Origin of the sequence: Aurantimicrobium sp. MWH-Uga1 (assembly GCF_003325955.1) — a bacterium.
Lineage (GTDB): Bacteria > Actinomycetota > Actinomycetes > Actinomycetales > Microbacteriaceae > Aurantimicrobium.
Map to the genome: position 1 here is coordinate 818,596 of NZ_CP030929.1, position 20,804 is coordinate 839,399.

The following is a 20,804-nucleotide window of genomic DNA, read 5'->3' on the forward strand; positions in this document are numbered from 1 at the left end:
GTTTCAGTGGTGCCAGGTCGCAGGAGGGAGGTGCGACTGTTTTTATCGTACTAAACCGCGAAGCCGCGGTCTGTGGGTGCTACCGGAGCTGGAAGCAACGTTTCACCTTCAAGGTAGCGGTCAACTGCTGCTGCAGCTGCGCGACCCTCTGCGATTGCCCAGACAATCAGTGATTGTCCGCGCCCAGCATCTCCAGCTACAAAAACGCCAGGTTCAGCTGTTGCATAGTGTTCATCACGGTTGATGTTGCCACGCTGGTTGAGGCTTACGCCGAGTTCTGAGGTGGCGATGTCACCTTCAGGGCCTGTAAATCCAAGCGCAAGCAGGACCAAATCTGCTGGGATTTCACGTTCAGTTCCTGCCTTAGGAACACGGGCTCCGTCAAGGAATTCAGTTTCAGCAACGCGAACTGCGCGAACATTACCGTCCTTGTCACCTAAGAACTCAACTGTGGAGACTAAGTACTCGCGTGTGCCACCCTCTTCGTGCGCACTTGCGACTTCGAAAAGGTTCGGGAAAGTTGGCCATGGCTGAGAATCAGGGCGCTCAGTCGGTGGTTGCTTCCCAATGGCCAAGTTGGTCACAGAAGCTGCCTGATGGCGGTGAGCGGTACCAATGCAGTCAGCACCCGTGTCACCACCACCGAGAATGACAACATGCTTGCCTTGTGCGTGAATCTGGTTGGGAACATCCAGACCATCAACTGCACGGTTGGATTGTGCAAGGTACTCCATAGCAAAGTGAACTCCGTTGAGGTCACGGCCTGGAATAGGAAGGTCACGAGGAACCATGGCACCGGTAGCAACGACGACGGCGTCATAACGCTTGCGCAGGTCTTCCCACGAAATGTCTGTGCCAATGTTGACTCCTGGACGGAAACGAGTACCTTCCGCTTCCATTTGGGCAAGACGACGATCGATGTGGATCTTTTCCATCTTGAAGTCTGGAATACCGTAGCGAAGGAGACCACCGATCTTTTCGTCACGTTCATACACGGCAACAGTGTGACCTGCGCGGGTGAGCTGCTGCGCAGCAGCAAGACCTGCAGGGCCCGAACCAACAACAGCAACAGTTTTACCTGAAAGGCGTTCTGGAATAAGTGGTGTCACCCACCCTTCATCGAAAGCTTTATCGATGATGGATACTTCAACCTGTTTGATCGTCACAGCAGGCTGGTTAATGCTCAGCACACAGGAAGATTCACAGGGCGCAGGACACAGTCGTCCAGTGAATTCTGGGAAGTTATTTGTCGCATGCAGACGATCAATTGCGTCTTTGTCATCTCCGCGCCACGTGAGGTCATTCCATTCGGGAATGAGGTTGCCTAATGGGCAGCCTTGGTGACAGAACGGAATTCCACAATCCATGCAGCGACCTGCTTGACGAACAAGCGTCTCACGATCACCTGCTTCATATACTTCTTTCCAGTCCATAAGGCGGATAGGAACGGGGCGACGTGCAGGAAGTTCACGCTGACGTGTATTCAAAAAACCTTTGGGATCAGCCACCGGTCACCTCCATAATCTTCTGCCAGGTTGCATCCCCGTCTGGATCAATGCCTGAATTTTCAGCATCTTGACGAATTTCGAGAACGGCCGCGTAATCACGTGGAACGACCTTGGTGAAGTCGATTACCGACTTCTCAAAGTTGGCAAGAAGTGCGGCAGCTCGGGGTGAACCGGTCTCAGCGAGATGAGACTCAAGAATGTCCTTAAGGATTTCTGCATCTGCGCTTCCCAAAGTCTCCAAACGAAGCTCACCAGATTCACGCGAATCAGCATTAACCTTGTTGGGGTCTAGGGAGTACACATACGCAATACCACCTGACATACCGGCACCGAGGTTACGGCCGGTTGAACCGAGAATGACTGCCAGACCACCGGTCATGTATTCGAGAGCGTGGTCTCCCACACCTTCAGCAACAGCGGTAGCACCAGAGTTTCGAACTAGGAATCGTTCACCGACAAGTCCACTGATGAAGATAGAGCCACTGGTAGCGCCATAACCAATAACATTTCCAGCGATAACGTTCTCTTCCGGAGCAAAGCTCGCAGAGGGTGAAGGCTTTACAACGATTGAACCGCCCGAAAGCCCCTTACCCACGTAGTCGTTCGAATCTCCTACCAGACGTAGGGTGATTCCTGCGGGAACGAAAGCACCAAAAGACTGGCCAGCTGTTCCCGTTAATGTGATGTCGATAGTGCCATGTGGCAGAGCATCCTGACCAAACTTTTTGGTCAGTTCGTGACCTAGCATGGTTCCCACCGCACGTTCGGTGTTGCGGATAGGAAGCTCAATCGAAACAGGCTTGCCCTCAGACAAAGCTGCACGAGAAAGATTGATGAGCTCGTTGTCAAAGTGTTCTTCGAGTTCGTGGTCTTGTGCTCGTGCACGGATACGAGGTTCATCAGCAAGGAACTTTGGGCCAACTAGGATTGGCTCAAGGTCAAGACCTTCAGACTTCCAGTGTTCGACAGCGTCATTGACGTTTAAGAGATCATTACGGCCAATGATTTCGTCAAGGCTGCGATAGCCCAGCTCTGCAAGGTATTCACGAACTTCCTGGGCGATGAACTCAAAGAAGTTGACCACGAACTCTGGCTTACCCGTGAAGCGTGCACGAAGTTCAGGATTCTGTGTTGCGACACCAACAGGGCAGGTGTCGAGGTGACACACACGCATCATGATGCAGCCAGAGACCACAAGTGGTGCGGTTGCGAAACCAAACTCTTCAGCCCCCAGAAGAGCAGCAACAATAACGTCGCGGCCGGTCTTGAGTTGACCATCTACCTGAACAGAAACACGATCACGCATGCCGTTGAGCATGAGGGTCTGCTGGGCTTCTGCAAGACCTAACTCCCAGGGTGTGCCAGCGTGCTTGAGCGAGTTCAATGGACTCGCACCCGTACCACCGTCATGACCTGAAATGAGAATGACGTCAGCAAGTGCCTTGGATACACCTGCAGCTACGGCACCGATGCCTGACTGGCTCACGAGCTTCACATGCACGCGAGCAGCGGGGTTCGCGCGCTTCACATCGAAGATCAGTTGCTTGAGATCTTCAATGGAGTAGATGTCGTGGTGTGGGGGTGGTGAAATCAACCCAACACCTGCAGTCGCGTGACGTGTGCGCGCGATCCAGGGGTAAACCTTGTTGTTGGGGAGCTGACCACCCTCACCGGGCTTCGCACCCTGAGCCATCTTGATCTGGATGTCATCTGCGTGGGTGAGATACATGCTGGTGACACCAAAACGACCCGAAGCAACCTGCTTGATGGCAGAACGGCGTGTGGGTTCAAGGAGTCGGGCGACGTCCTCTCCGCCCTCACCCGTGTTACTCTTTGCTCCGATGGAGTTCATCGCAATAGCGAGTATTTCGTGGGCCTCAGGAGAAATCGAGCCATAACTCATTGCACCAGTTGAGAATCGCTTGACGATGGATTCAACAGACTCAACCTCATCGAGAGGTACTGGGTTACGCTTGCCTGTTTCAAGCGTGAACAGACCGCGAAGTGTCATCAACTCACGAGTCTGATCGTCCACAAGCTTGGTGTATTCCCGGAAAGTGTCGAAACGACGTTCACGGGTGGAGTGCTGAAGCTTGAACACCGTTTCTGGATTAAACAAGTGCGGCGCACCATCACGACGCCACTGGAACTCGCCACCGGTGGTCAAGCGTTCAGTAGTCAGCGGCGCACCATCAGAAGGATAGGCAGAAGAATGGCGTGCGAGGTTTTCAGCAGCAATAACATCGATTCCTACTCCCCCGAGCTTGCTGTTAGTTCCCGTGAAGTACTGGTCAACAAATTCCTGTGAGAGCCCAACAGCTTCGAAAGTCTGTGCACCGGTGTACGAGGAGACGGTGGAAATACCCATCTTCGACATCACCTTCAGAACACCCTTACCAAGTGCCTTGATAACGTTTTTGGTTGCCTTCTCCGCAGTCACGCCCGTGATGAATTCATCACGGACCAGCTGCTCGCAGGTTTCCATCGCGAGGTAGGGGTTGACTGCAGAGGCACCATAACCCAGCAATACAGCGACGTGGTGAACTTCACGAACATCGCCTGCTTCAACAACAATGCCGACTTTGGTGCGGTTTTCCGTACGAATCAGGTGGTGGTGAACTGTTGAAACCATCATCAGGGATGGAATAGGCGCCATATCTGAGTTTGAATCACGGTCTGAGAGCACGATGAATTTGATGCCCTGAGCAATAGCTTCATCAACTTCTTCACAAAGCTGTGCCAGACGCTTCTCCATGGCACGAGGGCCTTTGTTAACTTTATAGAGACCCTTGAGCTTGATGCCTTCACGGGTGCCGTTCTTTCCGCGAATGTGGAGAACCTTTGCCAGCTGATCGTTATCAATCACAGGGAAATCAAGAACTACCTGTTCGGTGTGCTCGGGACCGGCAGCTAACAGGTTGCGTTCAGGTCCCAGTCCCAGCTTCAGACTGGTCACTACTTCTTCACGGATGGAGTCCAGTGGCGGGTTTGTAACTTGGGCAAACTGCTGAACGAAGTAATCGAAAAGCAAACGTGGTCGAGATGAAAGAACAGCGATAGGAGTATCTGTTCCCATTGCACCAAGAGGTTCGGTACCGGTTTTTGCCATGGGGGCAAGCATGATGCGGAGTTCTTCTTCTGTGTATCCGAAGGTGCGCTGACGGCGAATCACTGAACTACGAGTGTGCGCAATGTGCTCGCGCTCTGGGAGTTCCTCTAGGTCAATACGCGACTGATCAATCCATTGCTGCCAAGGACCAGAAGCGGCAAGTTCACTCTTGATTTCTTCATCAGAGATTATCCGACCAGCAACGGTGTCAACAAGCAACATTTTGCCGGGCTGCAAGCGTCCCTTCTGGACTACTTTTGCGGGGTCAACGTCATAGACACCGATTTCTGAACCCACGACGATGAGGCCATCATCGGTGACAAGGTAACGTCCAGGCCGCAGACCGTTACGGTCAAGAGTTGCACCGACAAGAGAACCGTCAGTAAAGCAGATAGCAGCAGGGCCATCCCAAGGTTCCATCAACGATGAGTGGTATTCATAGAACGCACGTCGGCTGGGGTCCATATCTGGCTGGTTTTCCCATGCCTCGGGAACCATCATCATGATGGCATGAGGAAGTGAACGACCAGCCAATGTGAGAAGTTCTACAACCTCGTCGAAAGACGCGCTGTCCGAAGCACCTGGCGTGCAAATAGGAAGAAGATCCTTCATGTCGCCAAGAAGTTCAGACTCTAGTTGAGACTGTCGGGCACGCATCCAATTTCGGTTTCCTTGAACGGTGTTAATTTCACCGTTGTGGCAGATGAAGCGGAAGGGGTGGGCCAGGGGCCAGGAGGGGAACGTGTTCGTCGAATATCGCGAATGCACCAGTGCAAGTGTGGAAGCGAAACGTGCATCGCTCAAATCTGGATAAAAAGGCTCCAGCTGCAAGGTAGTAACCATACCCTTGTAGACAAGGGTACGAGAGGACAATGATGCGAAATAGATTTCGCATTCGCGTTCAATGCGCTTGCGCAAGCGGTAAATCAAGCGATCAAGCTCTATGCCGGACAAATCTCCAGAAATTGATGTGACGAAAGCCTGTTCAATGGCGGGCATTGCTTCGCGGGCAAGCTTTCCCAAGTTTTCCGGCGCAGTTGGAACAACGCGCCATCCCAATACCTTGAGACCTTCACTGTGTGCAATTTCTGCAAAACGTGCCTGAATAGCAGCCCGATCAGAATCTTTTAGAGGCAGAAAAGCATTACCTACGGCAAAACTTCCTGCAGCGGGGAGGTCGAAATCAACGACCTGACGCAGAAATGCATCAGGAATTTGCGTCAAGATACCGGCCCCATCCCCAGTACCAGCGTCAGAACCCACAGCACCACGATGCTCGAGGTTACGAAGCGAGCTCAGTGCGACATCAATGATGTCGTGTCCAGGAATTCCCCTCAAAGTAGCGACCATGGCTAAACCACAGGCATCCTTCTCAAGGGCGGGGTCATAAAGACCTTGGGCCGCGGGTGCCAAGGAAAAGCGTTGATAGGGAGTCGCTAGCGACATGGAACCCTCCTCTCGAAACAGATAATCGGGAGGGACGACACTGGCCCTAAAGTCATCTTGAATAGTGAAACGCGAGAGCTTGTCGCTCGTGTGAACTCCCGGGCCGCTTGTGGCGGGTTGAAGTGGTGAAGTTACATCGATAACGGGGGCATCTTTACCCGGATCCGAGTGAGATAACTTACTTATCTAACTTTACAGCAGGACCGCCCTCTACGTAGACACTGAGCTCCTTACCAGGATGGCGTCGGTTCTGAATGAAGATAATCACTAGTCCGACAAGAACCGCAAGAAGTGCCGCCCACACGTTAGTTCGGATAGATAAGAACGTTTCGCTCGAATCCAGTCGATATGTCTCAAATACAGAACGCCCAATTCCATACCAAATGAGATAGACACCAAAAGCTTTACCCCAGCGAAGGTAGAGCTTTCGTTCCAGCACAATGATGACAAACGCACCCAAAAGGTTCCACAGAATTTCATAAAGGAACATGGGGTGGAAGAGAGTTCCTTCAGGTAAGCCAGCTGGGAATGCAGGGTTTGTCGATTCAATTTCGAGCCCCCAAGGCAACGTGGTGGGCTGACCGAAGAGTTCGTGGTTGAAATAGTTTCCAAGGCGACCTGCTGATTGTGCGATCAACATCGCAGGGGCAAGGGCATCCGCAAATGACCAGAAGCGAATCCCAGTTTGCTTACATCCAAACCAGGCACCTACTGCACCACCCAAGAGCGATCCGAAGATAGCGTTGCCGCCCTCCCAGATATAAAAAACTTTCAGGAGGTCTGCGCCATCATAAAAGTAGTCAGCTGGGTGAGTGAAGACGTGATAGAAACGTGCACCAATGATTCCTAGCGGCACTGCCCACAAGATGATGTCGAGGACAACACCTCTTTCAGCACCCCGCTTAGTAAGGCGAGCATCTGTAATCCATGTTGCCAGAGCAATGCCGGCAAGAATACACAGCGCATAGATGTGGATGCGCAATGGACCTAACTCAAAATATTGAATTGTGGGGCTTGGAATACTCGTAATTAGGTGCATAATTCCAGCTTAGGTTGGAAAGTGGGCAATGAGTTACTTACCTAAAGCGAGTTCTTCAGCGACTGAACGAAGTGAATCAATACCGCCATCGTTAAGTGACTTGACAAGTGCAGACCCAACTATGGCACCATCGCCGTATGCCAGTACCTCGCTCACTTGAGCACCGTTCGAGATTCCCACACCAACACCTACGTGAGTAGCGCCTACCGAGCGCAGACGTGCAACGAGAGATTTCGCGGCTACATCTACGTCTTGACGTGCTCCTGTAATGCCCATAGTTGAAACTGCATAAACAAATCCTCGACTGTTCTGTACCGCCTGAGCTAGGCGTTCATCTGTGGAGGATGGAGCGGCCAAGAATACGCGATCAAGGTCGTACTTATCAGCGGCTGTTAACCACTCGCCCGCCTCATCTGGGATGAGATCTGGAGTAATCAGACCCGCACCACCTGCGGCAGCCAGATCTGAAGCAAACTTGTCCACACCATATTGAATAACGGGGTTGAAGTAGGTCATCAATAGAACTGGAATATCAACACGAGAGGTGATTTGCTTCACTGCTTCGATAGCTTGGGGCAGTTTAAATCCGTTTGCTAGGGCAACCTGAGTTGCTTCTTGAATGACCAAACCATCCATGACTGGATCTGAGTAAGGAACCCCTAGCTCGAGAATATCTACGCCACTTTCAACTAGTGCTACCGCGGCTTCAATGCTTTCTTGAAGTGTGGGGAATCCAACAGGAAGGTAACCAATCAATACTTTGCCTTTAGCAGAGATAGCTGCTTCAACTTTGGAAGTCATTTTGATCCCCCATCGAGAATGCCAAAATACTTGGCAGCCGTTTCCATGTCTTTGTCTCCACGACCAGAGTTATTCACCAAAATGATTGAGTCGGGACCGAGCTCGTTACCCAACTGCAGGGCGCCAGCAAGCCCATGAGCGGTCTCGATCGCAGGAATGATTCCTTCAGTGCGTGCGAGGAGTCTCAAAGCATCCATTGCCTCTGCATCCGTGATGGGGCGATAGTGTGCTCGACCAATGTCATTCAACCAGGAATGCTCTGGACCAACACCGGGGTAATCCAGGCCCGCAGAGATGGAGTGCGACTCAATGGTCTGTCCATCTTCATCTTGGAGCATGTAGGAACGTGCACCGTGAAGGACACCTGGGCGACCTTTGGTAATGGTTGCAGCATGTTCAGGCGTATCTACACCTCGACCAGCTGCTTCAAAACCGTAGAGACCAACCGAAGGATCATCCAGGAACGCATGGAAGATGCCGATGGCGTTTGAACCACCACCAACACACGCAGCAACTGCAGTTGGAAGTTGTCCGGTGAGTTCAAGCATTTGTTCTCGTGCTTCTTCACCAATGATTTTGTGGAAATCACGAACCATGACGGGGAATGGATGTGGCCCAGCAACGGTACCCAGCAAGTAATGAGTTGTGTCCACGTTGGCAACCCAGTCACGAAGTGCCTCATTGATGGCATCTTTAAGGGTGCGAGAGCCGGTTGTTACAGGGATAACTGTGGCACCGAGTAATCGCATTCGGGCCACATTGAGTGCCTGTCGCTCAGTATCAACTTCACCCATGTAGACAACACATTCGAGCCCAAATAGTGCCGCTGCGGTGGCACTGGCAACACCATGCTGGCCTGCTCCCGTCTCAGCAATAATGCGGCTCTTTCCTAGACGCTTCGCTAAGAGGGCTTGCCCCAAAACATTGTTGATTTTGTGACTGCCAGTGTGATTGAGGTCTTCACGCTTGAGGAAGATTCGAGCCCCTCCGGCGTGCTCTGCAAAACGAGGAACTTCAGTAATGATGGAAGGCCGACCGGTGTAGGTGCGATGAAGATCCGCTAATTCTTGCTGAAAACCGGGGTCACTCTTGGCAAGTTCATACGCGACCGAAAGCTCATCAAGGGCAGCAATGAGAGATTCGGGAACAAAACGTCCACCGTATTCACCGAAGTAAGGACCTAGTTCTTCACGAAGAGCCATTTATACCGCCAGGAAGGATTGGAGGGTTGCTGCAGGATCTGAGGTGACGAGTGCTTCACCTACGAGAACAACATCAGCACCTGCGTCTCGATAATGCTGAACATCTGTTGCGTTTCGTACAGCTGATTCTGCCACTTTGATGACGTCAGATGGAATCTCGCCCACGAGTGATGCAAATAAATCTCTGTCCAACTCAAAAGTGTTGAGATTACGAGCGTTAATTCCAATTAGCTTCGCATCAATATCTAGTGCCCGATGCAGTTCTTCCCGTGAGTGGGTTTCTACCAAAACAGAAAGACCTAGTGAAAGAGCAAACTCGTTAAGTTCTGCCAAAAGTTCTTGATCAAGTGCGGCAACAATAAGCAGAACAATATCCGCTCCGGCAGCTCGAGCTTCGAGGATTTGATACCTCTCCGCAATGAAGTCTTTACGTAAGACCGGGACAGAAACCTCTGCGCGAACGGCACGCAAATCATCGAGAGTTCCTTTGAATTTGCGACCTTCAGTGAGGACACTAATTGTGGATGCTCCATTTGCTGCATAAGTACGCGCAAGGGCAGCAGGATCAGCAATTGGAGAGAGATCTCCTCGTGATGGGCTTGCTCGTTTTACTTCAGCTATGACTTTGATGTGATTGCTAGGTGCAAGAAATTCAAGAGCATTTAGAGCTGGAACCTGAGCAAGGGCTGCTTTTTCAACCTGTTCATATGAAGCATATTCACGACGTGCAGCCGCATCCGCCAATGCGCCAGCTGTTAGGTCGGACAGCATTTAGTAGTGGTGTGTCTTGGGGGTGAACTTAGGACCGTTCACGCCGTATCCAAGCTTTGCCAGCAGGAACCCAAGTCCCCATCCGACAAAAATACCGACGACAGAAGCCCAGACGAGCCATTCAATCGCAAGAAAAAACGCGGTTGTCCCAATGACAAAAAATACCAACATTGAAATTACGGCAGTCCACGCTGCGGGCGAGTGGCCCTCTCCTGGATCAACGATGTCGTTGCTCATGTCACTCCTCAGTATGAAATCTTCACTATTAATTCTAGTTGATGGTTGGGTCGATTCCGTGGCTCAAGGAGTCCCAGGCATCGATATTGAGCGAAGAAGTATCCTCGTTGTTCTGAGCATCGGCTTTTTCACCAGCGTTTTTTGTTGAAATCCTGTTGTTTTTAACATTACGGTCGAACTTTCGACTACCGGTTCCCCATTTGCCCGCAGTGAACATAATCACAATTCCTAGAGGAATGAATAATGATCCTGACACAGCTGCTATACCCGGCCAGGCAGTTGCTGTAGTTGCAATAACAAGAGTTCGCAGGGTGTGAATATCGCTGATGGCACTCAGTGCTGTCAGTTGAGCAGAAGCCGCAAACACAGGATCACTCCAAGCAACAAAACTTACGAGGACAATAAACATTCCCAGGACTACACAAAGCGAACCAAGAATTCGTGTCATCAGAATGGACGACAGTGAGAGGGCTGCTGTAATTGCAAAACCAGCGAGACCCAGCGCGCTCAAACTTGGTGCAGCTATTTGTCCTGATATTGCCAATTCATCAGAGTTCTCCGTGGGAAAAGTAACTTCAAGGAAAAACCAATTTTGTGACCAACAAAGAAGAATCATCGATGACAAAAAGAGGGTAACAAACAATGAGTATGTCTTGAACTTACGAAAGTTCATGATCGTACCTTCTTCAGTTTGTTTGCGATGGCCACAGCTCTTAACGGAGCTGCAGCTTTGTTTTGAGTTTCGAGATATTCGGATTCTGGTATTGAATCCATCACGAGCCCGGCACCTGCTTGGACATATGCTTTGTTGTCTTTGAGGACAACAGTTCGGATAGCAATGGCTAAATCTGCATCACCAGCGAAGTCGAAATATCCAACTACTCCCCCATAAACGCCACGTTGAACTGGTTCGAGGTTATCAATGATTTCAAGAGCTCGGGGTTTAGGTGCACCGCTCAGGGTGCCAGCAGGGAATGTTGCACGAAAAACGTCAACAGGTCCCTTTTCTGAAGCTAGGTTACCTTCAACTGAACTGACGATGTGCATGATGTGCGAGAAACGCTCTACACGCATGAATTCAGTAACTTCAACCGAACCGGCATCACAGACTCGCAAAAGATCATTACGAGCAAGGTCTACGAGCATCAAATGCTCAGAACGTTCCTTCGCATCGGCGAGCAAATCAGTTTCTAACTCGAGATCTTCTTCTGGATTAGCACCACGCGGTCTGGAACCTGCAATCGGGTGCGTAAAGACACGACCATTAGACACCTTGACAAGTGCTTCTGGACTCGACCCCACAATCGAATATGGAATGCCATCTACAGTTTCAAGGGCCAACAAATACATGTAGGGGCTGGGATTCAAGCTCCGGAGAACTCGATACACATCTTCTGGAGAAGCTGAATTATCTGCATCGAAGCGCTGTGAAATAACTACCTGAAAGACATCACCATCAACAATGTGTTTCTTGGAGGTCACTACTGCATCAAGGAATTCTTGTTTGGGAGTGCGAAGACGAGGTTCGGCGATTGTTTCAAGATCAATGTGCGCCAAACCAACGGGCCCTGGCACCGAGAGTCGGTGTTGTAGATCATCTAAACGCGCTTGTGCACTAGTGAATAGTTCTTCAGCTGAAGGTGAATCACCCAAAACAAGAACATTCGAGATCAGAGTGACTGTCCCAAATTTGTGATCGAGAACGATGACCTCGCGAGAAAAACTCAGACCCTGTCGAGGAATAGAAAAATCGGCAGGAGGAGCACTTGGAAGATTTTCTAACTCTCGAATGGCTTCCCACCCGATAAAACCAACGAGTGCACCAGTTAACGGCGGCATCCCCTCAATGTGAGGTGTCTTCCAATGACGGTAGAGAGCATCCAGTGCACTGAGACCAGTGGATGGAATCTCACCACCAAAAGCATCCTGTGAGGAAAGACCAAAATCTTGCCACTGCGGAGTTCCGCCATGATCAGTAATGACTCCGTAGCTTGATATTCCCACGAAGGAGAATCTGGACCAAATACCGCCCTGTTCTGCAGATTCGAGCAGGAACGAACCAGGTACTCCTGATGCAAGCTTGCGATAAATACTGATGGGTGTTTCTGCATCAGCAAAAAGTGAGCGAGTGACAGGAATTACTTTGTGCCCCTCAGCAAGCAATGAACTGAATGCGTTCAAGTTGGTGTCATGCGTAGCCATTACTCCCCCTGTCCAGTCACGGAGGATTCAACGTCGACGACTGCTGGAACGTCATAGTCTTCGAAGCAGGAGCGGGAACCGGTGTGGCAGGCTGCACCACGCTGTTCAACACCAATGAGTAAAGTATCGGCATCACAGTCGTGGTGAACTGAACGAACGAACTGAGCGTGACCACTGGTGTCACCTTTTCGCCAAAATTCCTGACGGGATCGAGACCAGAAGGTGACGCGCCCCTCAGACAGTGTTCTGCGCACGGCCTCAGCATTCATGTAACCAAGCATCAACACATCATTGTTTTCAACATCTTGAATGATGGCGGGGATCAAACCCTGAGAGTCATACTTCAAGCTGGATGGATCGAAAGCTGACATCTATCGCACCTCAAATCCATCGTTTTTCAAGACTGACTTTACTTCTCCAATAGTGACAACTTTTGAGTGAAAAATACTTGCCGCAAGCGCAGCATCTGCTCCAGAGAGAATAGCTGGGGGAAAATCTTCTGCAGAACCGGCGCCTCCACTGGCAATGACGGGAACAGTACTGATCTCCCTTATCGCAGAGATTAATTCGAGGTCGAAACCATCCTGTGTTCCGTCTGCATCAATTGAATTCACGAGAAGCTCACCAGCGCCGCGATTAATTGCTTCTCTCGCCCATTCAAGCGCGTCAATGTCTGTGAGTTCACGACCACCATGGGTCGTTACAACGAAACCGGAGGGAGTAGACGAAGAACGGGTGATGTCCAAGGACAAAACGAGTACTTGTGCACCATAACGGCCTGAGATTTCGTCCACCAACTCAGGTCGTCGGATGGCAGCGCTGTTCACGCCGACCTTGTCTGCACCGTGAGCCAGTAATTGGGCAACATCTTGAACGGTTCGAATACCGCCGCCAACAGTGAGGGGAATAAAAACTTCGTCTGCAGTGCGTGCAACGACGTCAAACATGGTGGAACGGTTTTCAACCGTTGCCTTAACGTCGAGAAATGTAATCTCATCTGCACCTTGCTCGTAGTAGTACCGTGCGAGTTCAACTGGATCTCCCTGGTCTTTGAGGTTCAAGAAGTTGACACCTTTGACTACTCGACCATCAGCTACGTCGAGGCAGGGAATAATGCGAACAGATACAGACATGGTTACAGACGTGCAGCATGAATCGCAGAGACAAGAATAGCTCGAGCACCCAGGTCATACAGCTTGTCCATGACGTCATTACGATCCGAACGGGGAACCATGACGCGCACAGCAACCCATTCTGGGTCGTGCAGTGGACTTACAGTGGGTGACTCAATACCGGGTGCAATCGCACAAGCGGCATCAAGATACTTCTTTGGAACGTCATAATCCATCAGTACGTATTGTTTAGCTACGAGAACGCCCTGTAAACGACGCATCAGTGTACTGATTCCCTCGATGGATGCATCGCGACTAATCAACACCGCAGTGGACTCAAGGATGACAGGGCCAAAAATGTCTAAGCCCGCCTTTCGCAGAGTTGACCCAGTCGATACAACATCGGCAACAGCGTCTGCGACACCTAAGCGAACAGCCGATTCAACAGCACCGTCCAACTTGACCAGGTGGGACTGCACACCTGCTTGTGCCAGGAATGAGCCAACGAGGCCTGGGTAGCTGGTCGCTACTCGCTTACCTGCCAGATCTGCGAGATCAGCAAAACATCCTGCAGGACCTGCAAAACGGAAGGTGGAGTCGCCAAATGAAAGTTCTGCTATTTCTTTAGCTTCAGAGTGGGAATCTAGAAGGAGATCACGCCCAGTAATACCCACATCAAGAGCCCCTGAACCAACATATGTAGCGATATCTCGTGGACGGAGATAGAAGAACTCAACCCCGTTACGGGTATCGGAATAGTGGAGATCCCTAGGATCTTTTCGACCGGTATAACCGGCTTCGTAGAGCATTTCTGCTGAAACTTCAGCGAGTGAACCTTTATTTGGAATAGCTATGCGCAACATGTGAATAAACCTTTGTGAAGTGGGAATGAGACTCAGCGATTAGAGATGATGGTTGACCTCGTCGAGAGTGATGCCTTTGGCAATCATCAAAACCTGCACATGGTAGAGAAGTTGAGAAATTTCTTCGGCAGTTGCCTCGTGAGATTCGTATTCAGCAGCCATCCAGACTTCAGCTGCTTCTTCCACGATTTTCTTACCAATAGCGTGAACGCCAGCATCAAGTTCCGCGACAGTGCGCGAACCTTCTGGTCGCTCTACTGCCTTGGCGGAGAGCTCAGAGAAGAGGGAATCAAAGGATTTCACCCCTTAAGGCTACCCTGCTTGAACTAGTGTTTGTGCGCAGTGAGAGCTGCAGCACGCAATCCTGCGATGGCCTGTTCAGGATTTCCCGAGTTATAGACACTAGAACCAGCCACAAAAGTATCTGCACCGGCTTCAGCAGCAATCACGATGGTGTCCAGAGTGATGCCACCGTCTACTTGAAGCCAAACATCCAAACCTGTTTTCTTACGTGCCTCATTGAGCAACCCAAGCTTAGGCATAACGTCAGGGATAAACGATTGACCACCAAAACCCGGTTCAACCGTCATCACGAGTATTTGATCAAATTCCGACATCAGTTCCAGATATGGCTCAACCTGAGTCCCAGGTTTCACCGCTAAACCGGCACGGGCACCAATTTCCCGCAAACGGCGCGCTACCGCAACGGGATTGTCTGTGGACTCGGCATGGAAGGTCACCGAATACGCTCCTAGTTCTGCATAGCCGGGTGCCCACCGTTCAGGGTTGTCAATCATGAGATGAACGTCAAGAGGAATGGGGGAAACATCATGGATTCGACCGACCATCTGAGGACCAAAAGTGAGGTTAGGAACAAAATGATTGTCCATCACATCGACATGTGCCAAATCAGCTGTCGCAATGGCACCGAGGTCTCGCTCCATGTTAACGAAGTCAGCAGAAAGAATACTGGGATTGATCCGAATGGTCATGTTCTCACCCTATTCCGACTTGGTTAGAAGTGAGATGAACATGGCGTCTGTCCCATGTCGATGGGGCCACAGCTGAACAGAAAGCGTGTCCCCAGCAATATCCATTTGTTCCATTGCTATATCCGACAAAACGGCGCGCGCATCTAGTTCTGTAACATTCTGATTCTTTCGAAAGGCACCTTCGACTATTGCTCTTGTTTCCGCAAGATGAGGAGAACATGTGACATAGGCAAGTACTCCCCCAGGCTTGAGTGTGTGAAGGGCGCTTGTGAGAAGTTGTGCTTGGAGAGCGGTGAGATCACCAACGTCTCTTGGAGATTTTCTCCATCTGGCCTCGGGGCGACGACGCAGAGCACCCAAGCCCGTGCAAGGGGCATCAAGAAGAATACGGTCATAGGTATTCGGCTGATCCAGTCCAATATCAACACCGTCTCCGGTTACTACGTCGACGTCAGGAAGTATGGCTAAGGCTTTACGAACCAGGTCTGCACGTGCAGGAATAACTTCATTGGCAGTGAGGATTGCGCCACCAAGTGTTGCCTCTGCTGCTAAAAGCGCAGCTTTACCTCCAGGGCCAGCACACATATCGAGCCACTTCTCCCCTGCTGTGATGTCGTGGTGACGAGAGAGCACAAGTGCTGCAAGTTGAGAACCTTCATCTTGAACGCGAACGACACCTTCGCGCACACGAGCAAATCGTGTGGGGTCACCACCAGTATTCAGTGACATTCCCAAAGGAGAGTAGCGGGTGGGTTCACCTTCAACGTCATCGTTGGTATCAACAAAACCTGGAAGCTCAACCAGTGTTACACGAGGATTGACATTGTCACTTGAGAGAAGTTTCTCAATTTCCTCGCCCCTGCCCTCTGCCTCCAGGCTCTGCTTGAGGGCACGAACAATCCACACAGGATGCGAATACAGTGCTCCAAGTTGTTCGTCAGCATTCGAGATGTCTTTGGTGATGAACTCTTGCCAGTCTTCAAGATCGTGACGACTTATTCGGCGAAGTACTGCGTTGACAAAGCCAACCGCCCCTAATGAAGCCTTATGTTCAGCAAGGTTTACGCTTTCATCAACTGCCGCATGTTGTGAGACACGCATATTGAGAAGCTGATGAGCTCCCATACGAAGAATGTTCAAGACAGTGAGATCAATGGTGTCAATATCTCGTGCTGCTGCATTAGCAATCACGCGGTCATAAAACCCTTGCATGCGCAATGTGCCATAGGTGAGTTCTGTAGCTAGGCCAGCATCATTTGAACTGAGCCCATACTCTTTGATCTTTGCGGGCAAAGCCAGATTCGCATAGGCGTCGTCAATATCTACGGCCATGAGAACTTCAAAAGCGACCAAACGTGATGGGGTAACAGGTCTCGAACGTCTCGGTCCTTTTGTGTGTGGTCTTTTGTCGTTGCTCACGAAACGTGTACTACTTCCTGCCTGAGGCCACGGAACCAGTCCATGGCAGACATTGCTTGTTTACCTGCGGGTTGAACGCTGAGCAGTTCGACTGAACCAGCAGCACAACCCAGATAGAGCTTTTGTGAAACTGAAGAGATGGTGGAAGGGTTTATTGCTGAATCTGATCCCAAACGTGCATCAATAATCTTTATGCGCTCTTCGCCCATCATCACAAAAGCACCAGGTTCTGGGGTGACTCCTCTGAATTGGTTATAGACCACGACAGAATCAGAGGCGAGATGAAGGTGTCCATCTTCTGAAGAGAGTTTTCTTGCGAAGGTTGACTCTCCCCGCTGAGGCATACGTTGCGCATTTCCTGAATTGAGTGAATCCACGACATCCAGCACCTGCTGTGCACCAAGAACCGAGAGCCGCGTCAGCAACTCTCCCGCAGTTTCGTCTGGAAGAATTGGCCACTCTCGGGTCTCAAACACATCACCAGCATCAAGTTCTTCAACAAGGTGAAAGACAGAAGAACCAGCATGAGTTGCCCCTGAAATCACCTGCCACTGAACAGGTGCAGCACCTCGCCAATGAGGTAAGGAAGAGAAGTGAAGGTTGATCCAGCCCTTTTTTACTGAATCTAGAGTTCGCTGAGGTAGTAGAGCACCGTAAGCGACGACGACACCTAAATCGGCATTGCATTCATCGATGGATTTCTGTACCTCTTCATCTATTCGATTGGCGTAGATAACTGGAATGCCTTGAGCAATTGCAACCTGTGCAACCTGAGAGGGAGTAAGGATTCGTTTGCGGCCTTGAGGTGCATCAGGGCGTGTCAACACAGCAACAACTTCGAAATCACTTCTGAGAAGAGCTTCTAAAGTGGGAACAGCAGCTTCGGGGGTGCCTGCGAAAATGATCTTCACAACACCCACCTCACAGGAGACAACATTTAGAGCGAGTCGATATCGGGATCGTCGAAACGCACTCTCAGTCTAAGCACTCGAGCAGCTCGGTCCGAATAAGAAGGCTTCTTTGAGCGAGTGGCGGATGAAATAACGGCTGCTCGAAGATTGGTTGCAAGTTTTTCGCCATCCTTATATTCAAAGAAGATGAGCGCGCGCGATGATCCATCTACTTGACTTACTGGACCGAGAACACGATGTCCTGCAAGTGGAGGGATTTCATCACAGGTTGTCCGAACCATCTCTACAGATCCAGAAACAGAAACTACACGCACAGCTGGGGGCAGGTGTAGTTCCATTCGATCTGCTAATTCATGTGCCGCCCATCGAACCTGAGCAGACTCTAGGAGTGTCTGACCGAGAACTTGTCCAGCACCGTTGATGAAAACAGTGGCATCAGACTTGGCCAGTGCAATGGTGTTGCTCCAATTACGTAGGACATCTTCATCCACACGAAATGCTTCTCTGCCTCTGAGGCGTTCACCGTCCAAGAGCAAGATAGCTGCATAACCGCCCTCGGCAAGAGGTTCCGCACCAGGGGTCGCAACGATTATTGCTGGCTGCTCTGGAACGGAAGTGATGATGTGCTGGCCGTCCGCAACAATGACTTTCACTCCGGGGAATGCTCGACCTATTTCATCAGAAGTTCGCTCTGTACCTGCAGCTATAGGACGAAGTTGCGTTCCTGCACAACCGTCACATGTCCATGCAGCGTTGAGATTGCCACACCAACGACAACTGGGAGAAGAATTGCGGTGTGCAAGATGCAAAGGTCCATGGCATGAAGCACAGGTTGCTCTCTCCTTGCACGCGCTACACACAAGCGCCGGCGAAAATCCGGGACTTGCAACTTGTACAAGCACTGGGCCACGTTCTAGGGCTTTCTTTGCGCCCAACCATGCCGCACCAGGAATTCGTGAAGGGGAGGTTCCTTCCTCAAGATTGGCATCTGTGAGAACAATCTCAGGCTGCGCAACTTCGTCAACTGGTGCTTCAGTGAAGAATCCCAATTTAACGAGCCTCTGGGTTTCCAAAGATCGTGTGTGAGAGGCAAAAAGCAGAGAACATCCAGATAGTGACTGGCGAACTAAGGACACATCACGTGCATGTGCATACGGACCAAGAGGTTCCTCAAAGTTGTGGTCTCCGTCATCCCATACAACGAGGAGTCCTAGATTATGAGCTGGAGCCAGTGTTGCTGATCTGTTTCCCAGAATGATGAGTGGTTCTTGGGTGAGAGACCGGAGGTAATTGACGTATCTCTGTTGGCCAGAAAGCTTGGCGTCAACTCGAATGAAATGCTTTTCCAGTCCCGCCACAACACAAGCCTGTTCAAGCTTTTCTATATCTCTAAAGTCCGGAACTGCAATAACTGTACTAAAGCCTTTAGCAAGCTGTTCAGCCGCAAGTGCAACGAAAAGTTTCACCCAATTTGATGAGGTCAGTCCCGAGGAGACCTCAAGCCTGGGTGGCACTTTGAGTGCAAATCTCGAACCAAAAGGGATATGAAGCGGGTTGAATTCTTCAGGTTTGGAAGGAATGTCACCACTGAAATCATTGGGCTTGAAAGGTTCTGCGAGAAAAGCCTTTTCCGCTCGAACATAACGGGCCGGAATGATCAAACGAAGAACATCCATGGCAGATCCGGCTTGTCGATCCGCTATTTTGCGAGCCAATTGAAGAGTGTCAGGCTTCAACAGCGTGACGGGAGAAATGACGTTTTCAATGAACTGAAGATCACCGGTGAATTCTGGTTTCTCGCTGATTGCGGTGACATACGCATCTGAAAACCGAGCACCAGATCTCAGAGGAACAGAGACTTTTGAACCCACACGAACTTCGCCCTTGAGAGCCTCGGGAATGCGATATTCAAAAACGTGGTCAAGCTGAGGTAAGGAGGTGTCTAGCAACACAGTCGCAAACCCAGGTTGAGAGTTCACGTATTACAGACCAGCCAAACGTCGAAGTTCATCAACCTTGTCGAGCTTTTCCCAGGTAAAGTCGGGAAGTTCGCGGCCAAAGTGACCGTAAGCAGCTGTCTGACGATAGATCGGACGAAGAAGATCTAATTCACGAATGATGCCAGCAGGGCTGAGATCAAACGTGTTTCGAATTGCCTTGATAATTACGGCGTCATCAACCTTGCCCGTCCCAAATGTCTCAACATAGAGTCCAACTGGCTGTGCAACACCAATGGCATACGCAATTTGCACTTCAAGTTTTTCTGCAAATCCCGCAGCTACGGCATTCTTAGCGACATGGCGCATTGCGTAGGCCGCCGAACGGTCTACCTTTGAAGGATCTTTTCCAGAGAAAGCACCCCCACCATGGCGACTTGCCCCTCCATAGGTATCCACGATGATTTTACGGCCAGTCAGACCAGCATCACCTTTGGGGCCGCCAATTTCAAACTTTCCCATAGGGTTGACCATGAATTTAGTATCAGCAGAGTTGAACCCAGCATCGGCAAGAACTGGGCGAATGATCTGTTCAATCACATCTGAACGCAGGATTTCTAGGGACTCATCTTCCTGGGGCGAATGTTGTGTTGAAACAACGACAGTCTCAATGGTTCGAGGAATGATTCCTTCATAACCAACAGTGACCTGAGTTTTTCCATCAGGACGAAGATAACCGAGCTGTCCGCTCTTGCGTGCTTCGGTCAAGCGTTCAGCAATGCGATGTGAGAGATAAATCGGCAAGGGCATTAACTGTGCAGTTTCTGTGGTGGCATATCCAAACATGATGCCCTGGTCGCCAGCACCCTGTTCCTCTTGACCAAATACAAGGTTCGCGATGTCCGGCGACTGTTGGCCGATAGAAACAGAAACACCACAGCTATCACCGTCAAAACCAATATCTGAGGAGATGTAGCCGATGTCCTTCACCACATTACGGACGATTTCAGGGATTTCTGCATAGCCTTCGGTTGTTACCTCACCGGCAACGTGGACCAGACCAGTAGTAACAAGGGTTTCAACCGCTACTCGACTGCCCCTGTCCTGTTCAAGCAGATTATCCAGAATGCTGTCTGAAATCTGGTCACAAATCTTGTCGGGGTGACCTTCGGTGACTGATTCGGAAGTAAATAGTCGTAAAGCGCTCATGGCGATTAGTCCTCTCGTACGTAGACGTTGGATTGTGCCACGCGAA

At 50.5% G+C, this 20,804-nt stretch carries 18 protein-coding genes; all 18 read right to left on the bottom strand.

Annotated features, from left to right (window positions below; all coding sequences use genetic code 11):
• Nucleotides 1–50: 50 nt before the first annotated feature.
• Nucleotides 51–1,508, bottom strand: coding sequence for a glutamate synthase subunit beta (locus AURUGA1_RS04085; protein WP_114128990.1), 1,458 nt, complete (start codon nt 1,506–1,508; stop codon nt 51–53).
• Nucleotides 1,501–6,063 carry a glutamate synthase large subunit gene (gene gltB, locus AURUGA1_RS04090; protein WP_114128991.1) on the bottom strand — a complete coding sequence of 1,521 codons (4,563 nt, stop codon included), beginning with the start codon at nt 6,061–6,063 and terminating at the stop codon, nt 1,501–1,503. Before gltB ends, AURUGA1_RS04085 begins: the two co-directional genes overlap by 8 nt.
• 178 nt (nt 6,064–6,241) lie before the next feature.
• Nucleotides 6,242–7,102, bottom strand: coding sequence for a prolipoprotein diacylglyceryl transferase (lgt, locus tag AURUGA1_RS04095; protein ID WP_114128992.1), 861 nt, complete (start codon nt 7,100–7,102; stop codon nt 6,242–6,244).
• Between the two features lie 33 nt (nt 7,103–7,135).
• Nucleotides 7,136–7,903, bottom strand: coding sequence for a tryptophan synthase subunit alpha (gene trpA / locus AURUGA1_RS04100; protein WP_114128993.1), 768 nt, complete (start codon nt 7,901–7,903; stop codon nt 7,136–7,138).
• Entirely contained in the window at nt 7,900–9,105 is a 1,206-nt protein-coding gene (gene trpB, locus AURUGA1_RS04105) for a tryptophan synthase subunit beta (protein WP_114128994.1), read from the bottom strand. Before trpB ends, trpA begins: the two co-directional genes overlap by 4 nt.
• Nucleotides 9,106–9,876 (bottom strand): indole-3-glycerol phosphate synthase TrpC, encoded by a 771-nt coding sequence (gene trpC / locus AURUGA1_RS04110; RefSeq protein WP_114128995.1) that lies wholly within the window; start codon nt 9,874–9,876, stop codon nt 9,106–9,108.
• Nucleotides 9,877–10,113 (bottom strand): DUF6704 family protein, encoded by a 237-nt coding sequence (locus tag AURUGA1_RS04115; protein ID WP_114128996.1) that lies wholly within the window; start codon nt 10,111–10,113, stop codon nt 9,877–9,879.
• 34 nt (nt 10,114–10,147) lie between these two features.
• Nucleotides 10,148–10,786, bottom strand: a complete 639-nt coding sequence (locus tag AURUGA1_RS04120) for a Trp biosynthesis-associated membrane protein (RefSeq protein ID WP_114128997.1) — start codon at nt 10,784–10,786, stop codon at nt 10,148–10,150.
• Nucleotides 10,783–12,315: a chorismate-binding protein gene (locus tag AURUGA1_RS04125; RefSeq protein WP_114128998.1), complete on the bottom strand. Its 1,533-nt coding sequence runs from the start codon at nt 12,313–12,315 to the stop codon at nt 10,783–10,785. Before AURUGA1_RS04125 ends, AURUGA1_RS04120 begins: the two co-directional genes overlap by 4 nt.
• Nucleotides 12,315–12,686, bottom strand: coding sequence for a phosphoribosyl-AMP cyclohydrolase (hisI, locus tag AURUGA1_RS04130; RefSeq protein WP_114128999.1), 372 nt, complete (start codon nt 12,684–12,686; stop codon nt 12,315–12,317). The genes AURUGA1_RS04125 and hisI overlap by 1 nt, the downstream gene beginning before the upstream one ends.
• Entirely contained in the window at nt 12,687–13,448 is a 762-nt protein-coding gene (hisF, locus tag AURUGA1_RS04135; RefSeq protein WP_114129000.1) for an imidazole glycerol phosphate synthase subunit HisF, read from the bottom strand.
• A gap of 2 nt (nt 13,449–13,450) precedes the next feature.
• Nucleotides 13,451–14,290: an ATP phosphoribosyltransferase gene (hisG, locus tag AURUGA1_RS04140; RefSeq protein ID WP_114129001.1), complete on the bottom strand. Its 840-nt coding sequence runs from the start codon at nt 14,288–14,290 to the stop codon at nt 13,451–13,453.
• 39 nt (nt 14,291–14,329) lie between these two features.
• Nucleotides 14,330–14,593 (bottom strand): phosphoribosyl-ATP diphosphatase, encoded by a 264-nt coding sequence (locus AURUGA1_RS04145; protein WP_114129002.1) that lies wholly within the window; start codon nt 14,591–14,593, stop codon nt 14,330–14,332.
• 23 nt (nt 14,594–14,616) lie between these two features.
• Nucleotides 14,617–15,282: a ribulose-phosphate 3-epimerase gene (rpe, locus tag AURUGA1_RS04150; RefSeq protein ID WP_114129003.1), complete on the bottom strand. Its 666-nt coding sequence runs from the start codon at nt 15,280–15,282 to the stop codon at nt 14,617–14,619.
• A 9-nt stretch (nt 15,283–15,291) separates the two neighbouring features.
• Nucleotides 15,292–16,701: an RsmB/NOP family class I SAM-dependent RNA methyltransferase gene (locus tag AURUGA1_RS04155; RefSeq protein WP_256372947.1), complete on the bottom strand. Its 1,410-nt coding sequence runs from the start codon at nt 16,699–16,701 to the stop codon at nt 15,292–15,294.
• On the bottom strand, nt 16,698–17,612 hold the full coding sequence (fmt, locus tag AURUGA1_RS04160; RefSeq protein ID WP_114129716.1) for a methionyl-tRNA formyltransferase: 915 nt from the start codon (nt 17,610–17,612) through the stop codon (nt 16,698–16,700). Before fmt ends, AURUGA1_RS04155 begins: the two co-directional genes overlap by 4 nt.
• A 26-nt stretch (nt 17,613–17,638) precedes the next feature.
• On the bottom strand, nt 17,639–19,591 hold the full coding sequence (locus AURUGA1_RS04165; RefSeq protein ID WP_114129005.1) for a primosomal protein N': 1,953 nt from the start codon (nt 19,589–19,591) through the stop codon (nt 17,639–17,641).
• A gap of 3 nt (nt 19,592–19,594) precedes the next feature.
• Nucleotides 19,595–20,758, bottom strand: a complete 1,164-nt coding sequence (gene metK, locus AURUGA1_RS04170) for a methionine adenosyltransferase (RefSeq protein ID WP_114129006.1) — start codon at nt 20,756–20,758, stop codon at nt 19,595–19,597.
• Nucleotides 20,759–20,804: the final 46 nt, after the last annotated feature.

Bases quoted from the DNA above. Each gene is read 5' to 3' on its own strand.
- gltB (WP_114128991.1), bottom strand. From the start codon at position 6,063: ATGTCGCTAGCGACTCCCTATCAACGCTTTTCCTTGGCACCCGCGGCC.
- lgt (WP_114128992.1), bottom strand. From the start codon at position 7,102: ATGCACCTAATTACGAGTATTCCAAGCCCCACAATTCAATATTTTGAG.
- trpA (WP_114128993.1), bottom strand. From the start codon at position 7,903: ATGACTTCCAAAGTTGAAGCAGCTATCTCTGCTAAAGGCAAAGTATTG.
- trpB (WP_114128994.1), bottom strand. From the start codon at position 9,105: ATGGCTCTTCGTGAAGAACTAGGTCCTTACTTCGGTGAATACGGTGGA.
- trpC (WP_114128995.1), bottom strand. From the start codon at position 9,876: ATGCTGTCCGACCTAACAGCTGGCGCATTGGCGGATGCGGCTGCACGT.
- AURUGA1_RS04115 (WP_114128996.1), bottom strand. From the start codon at position 10,113: ATGAGCAACGACATCGTTGATCCAGGAGAGGGCCACTCGCCCGCAGCG.
- AURUGA1_RS04120 (WP_114128997.1), bottom strand. From the start codon at position 10,786: ATGAACTTTCGTAAGTTCAAGACATACTCATTGTTTGTTACCCTCTTT.
- AURUGA1_RS04125 (WP_114128998.1), bottom strand. From the start codon at position 12,315: ATGGCTACGCATGACACCAACTTGAACGCATTCAGTTCATTGCTTGCT.
- hisI (WP_114128999.1), bottom strand. From the start codon at position 12,686: ATGTCAGCTTTCGATCCATCCAGCTTGAAGTATGACTCTCAGGGTTTG.
- hisF (WP_114129000.1), bottom strand. From the start codon at position 13,448: ATGTCTGTATCTGTTCGCATTATTCCCTGCCTCGACGTAGCTGATGGT.
- hisG (WP_114129001.1), bottom strand. From the start codon at position 14,290: ATGTTGCGCATAGCTATTCCAAATAAAGGTTCACTCGCTGAAGTTTCA.
- rpe (WP_114129003.1), bottom strand. From the start codon at position 15,282: ATGACCATTCGGATCAATCCCAGTATTCTTTCTGCTGACTTCGTTAAC.
- metK (WP_114129006.1), bottom strand. From the start codon at position 20,758: ATGAGCGCTTTACGACTATTTACTTCCGAATCAGTCACCGAAGGTCAC.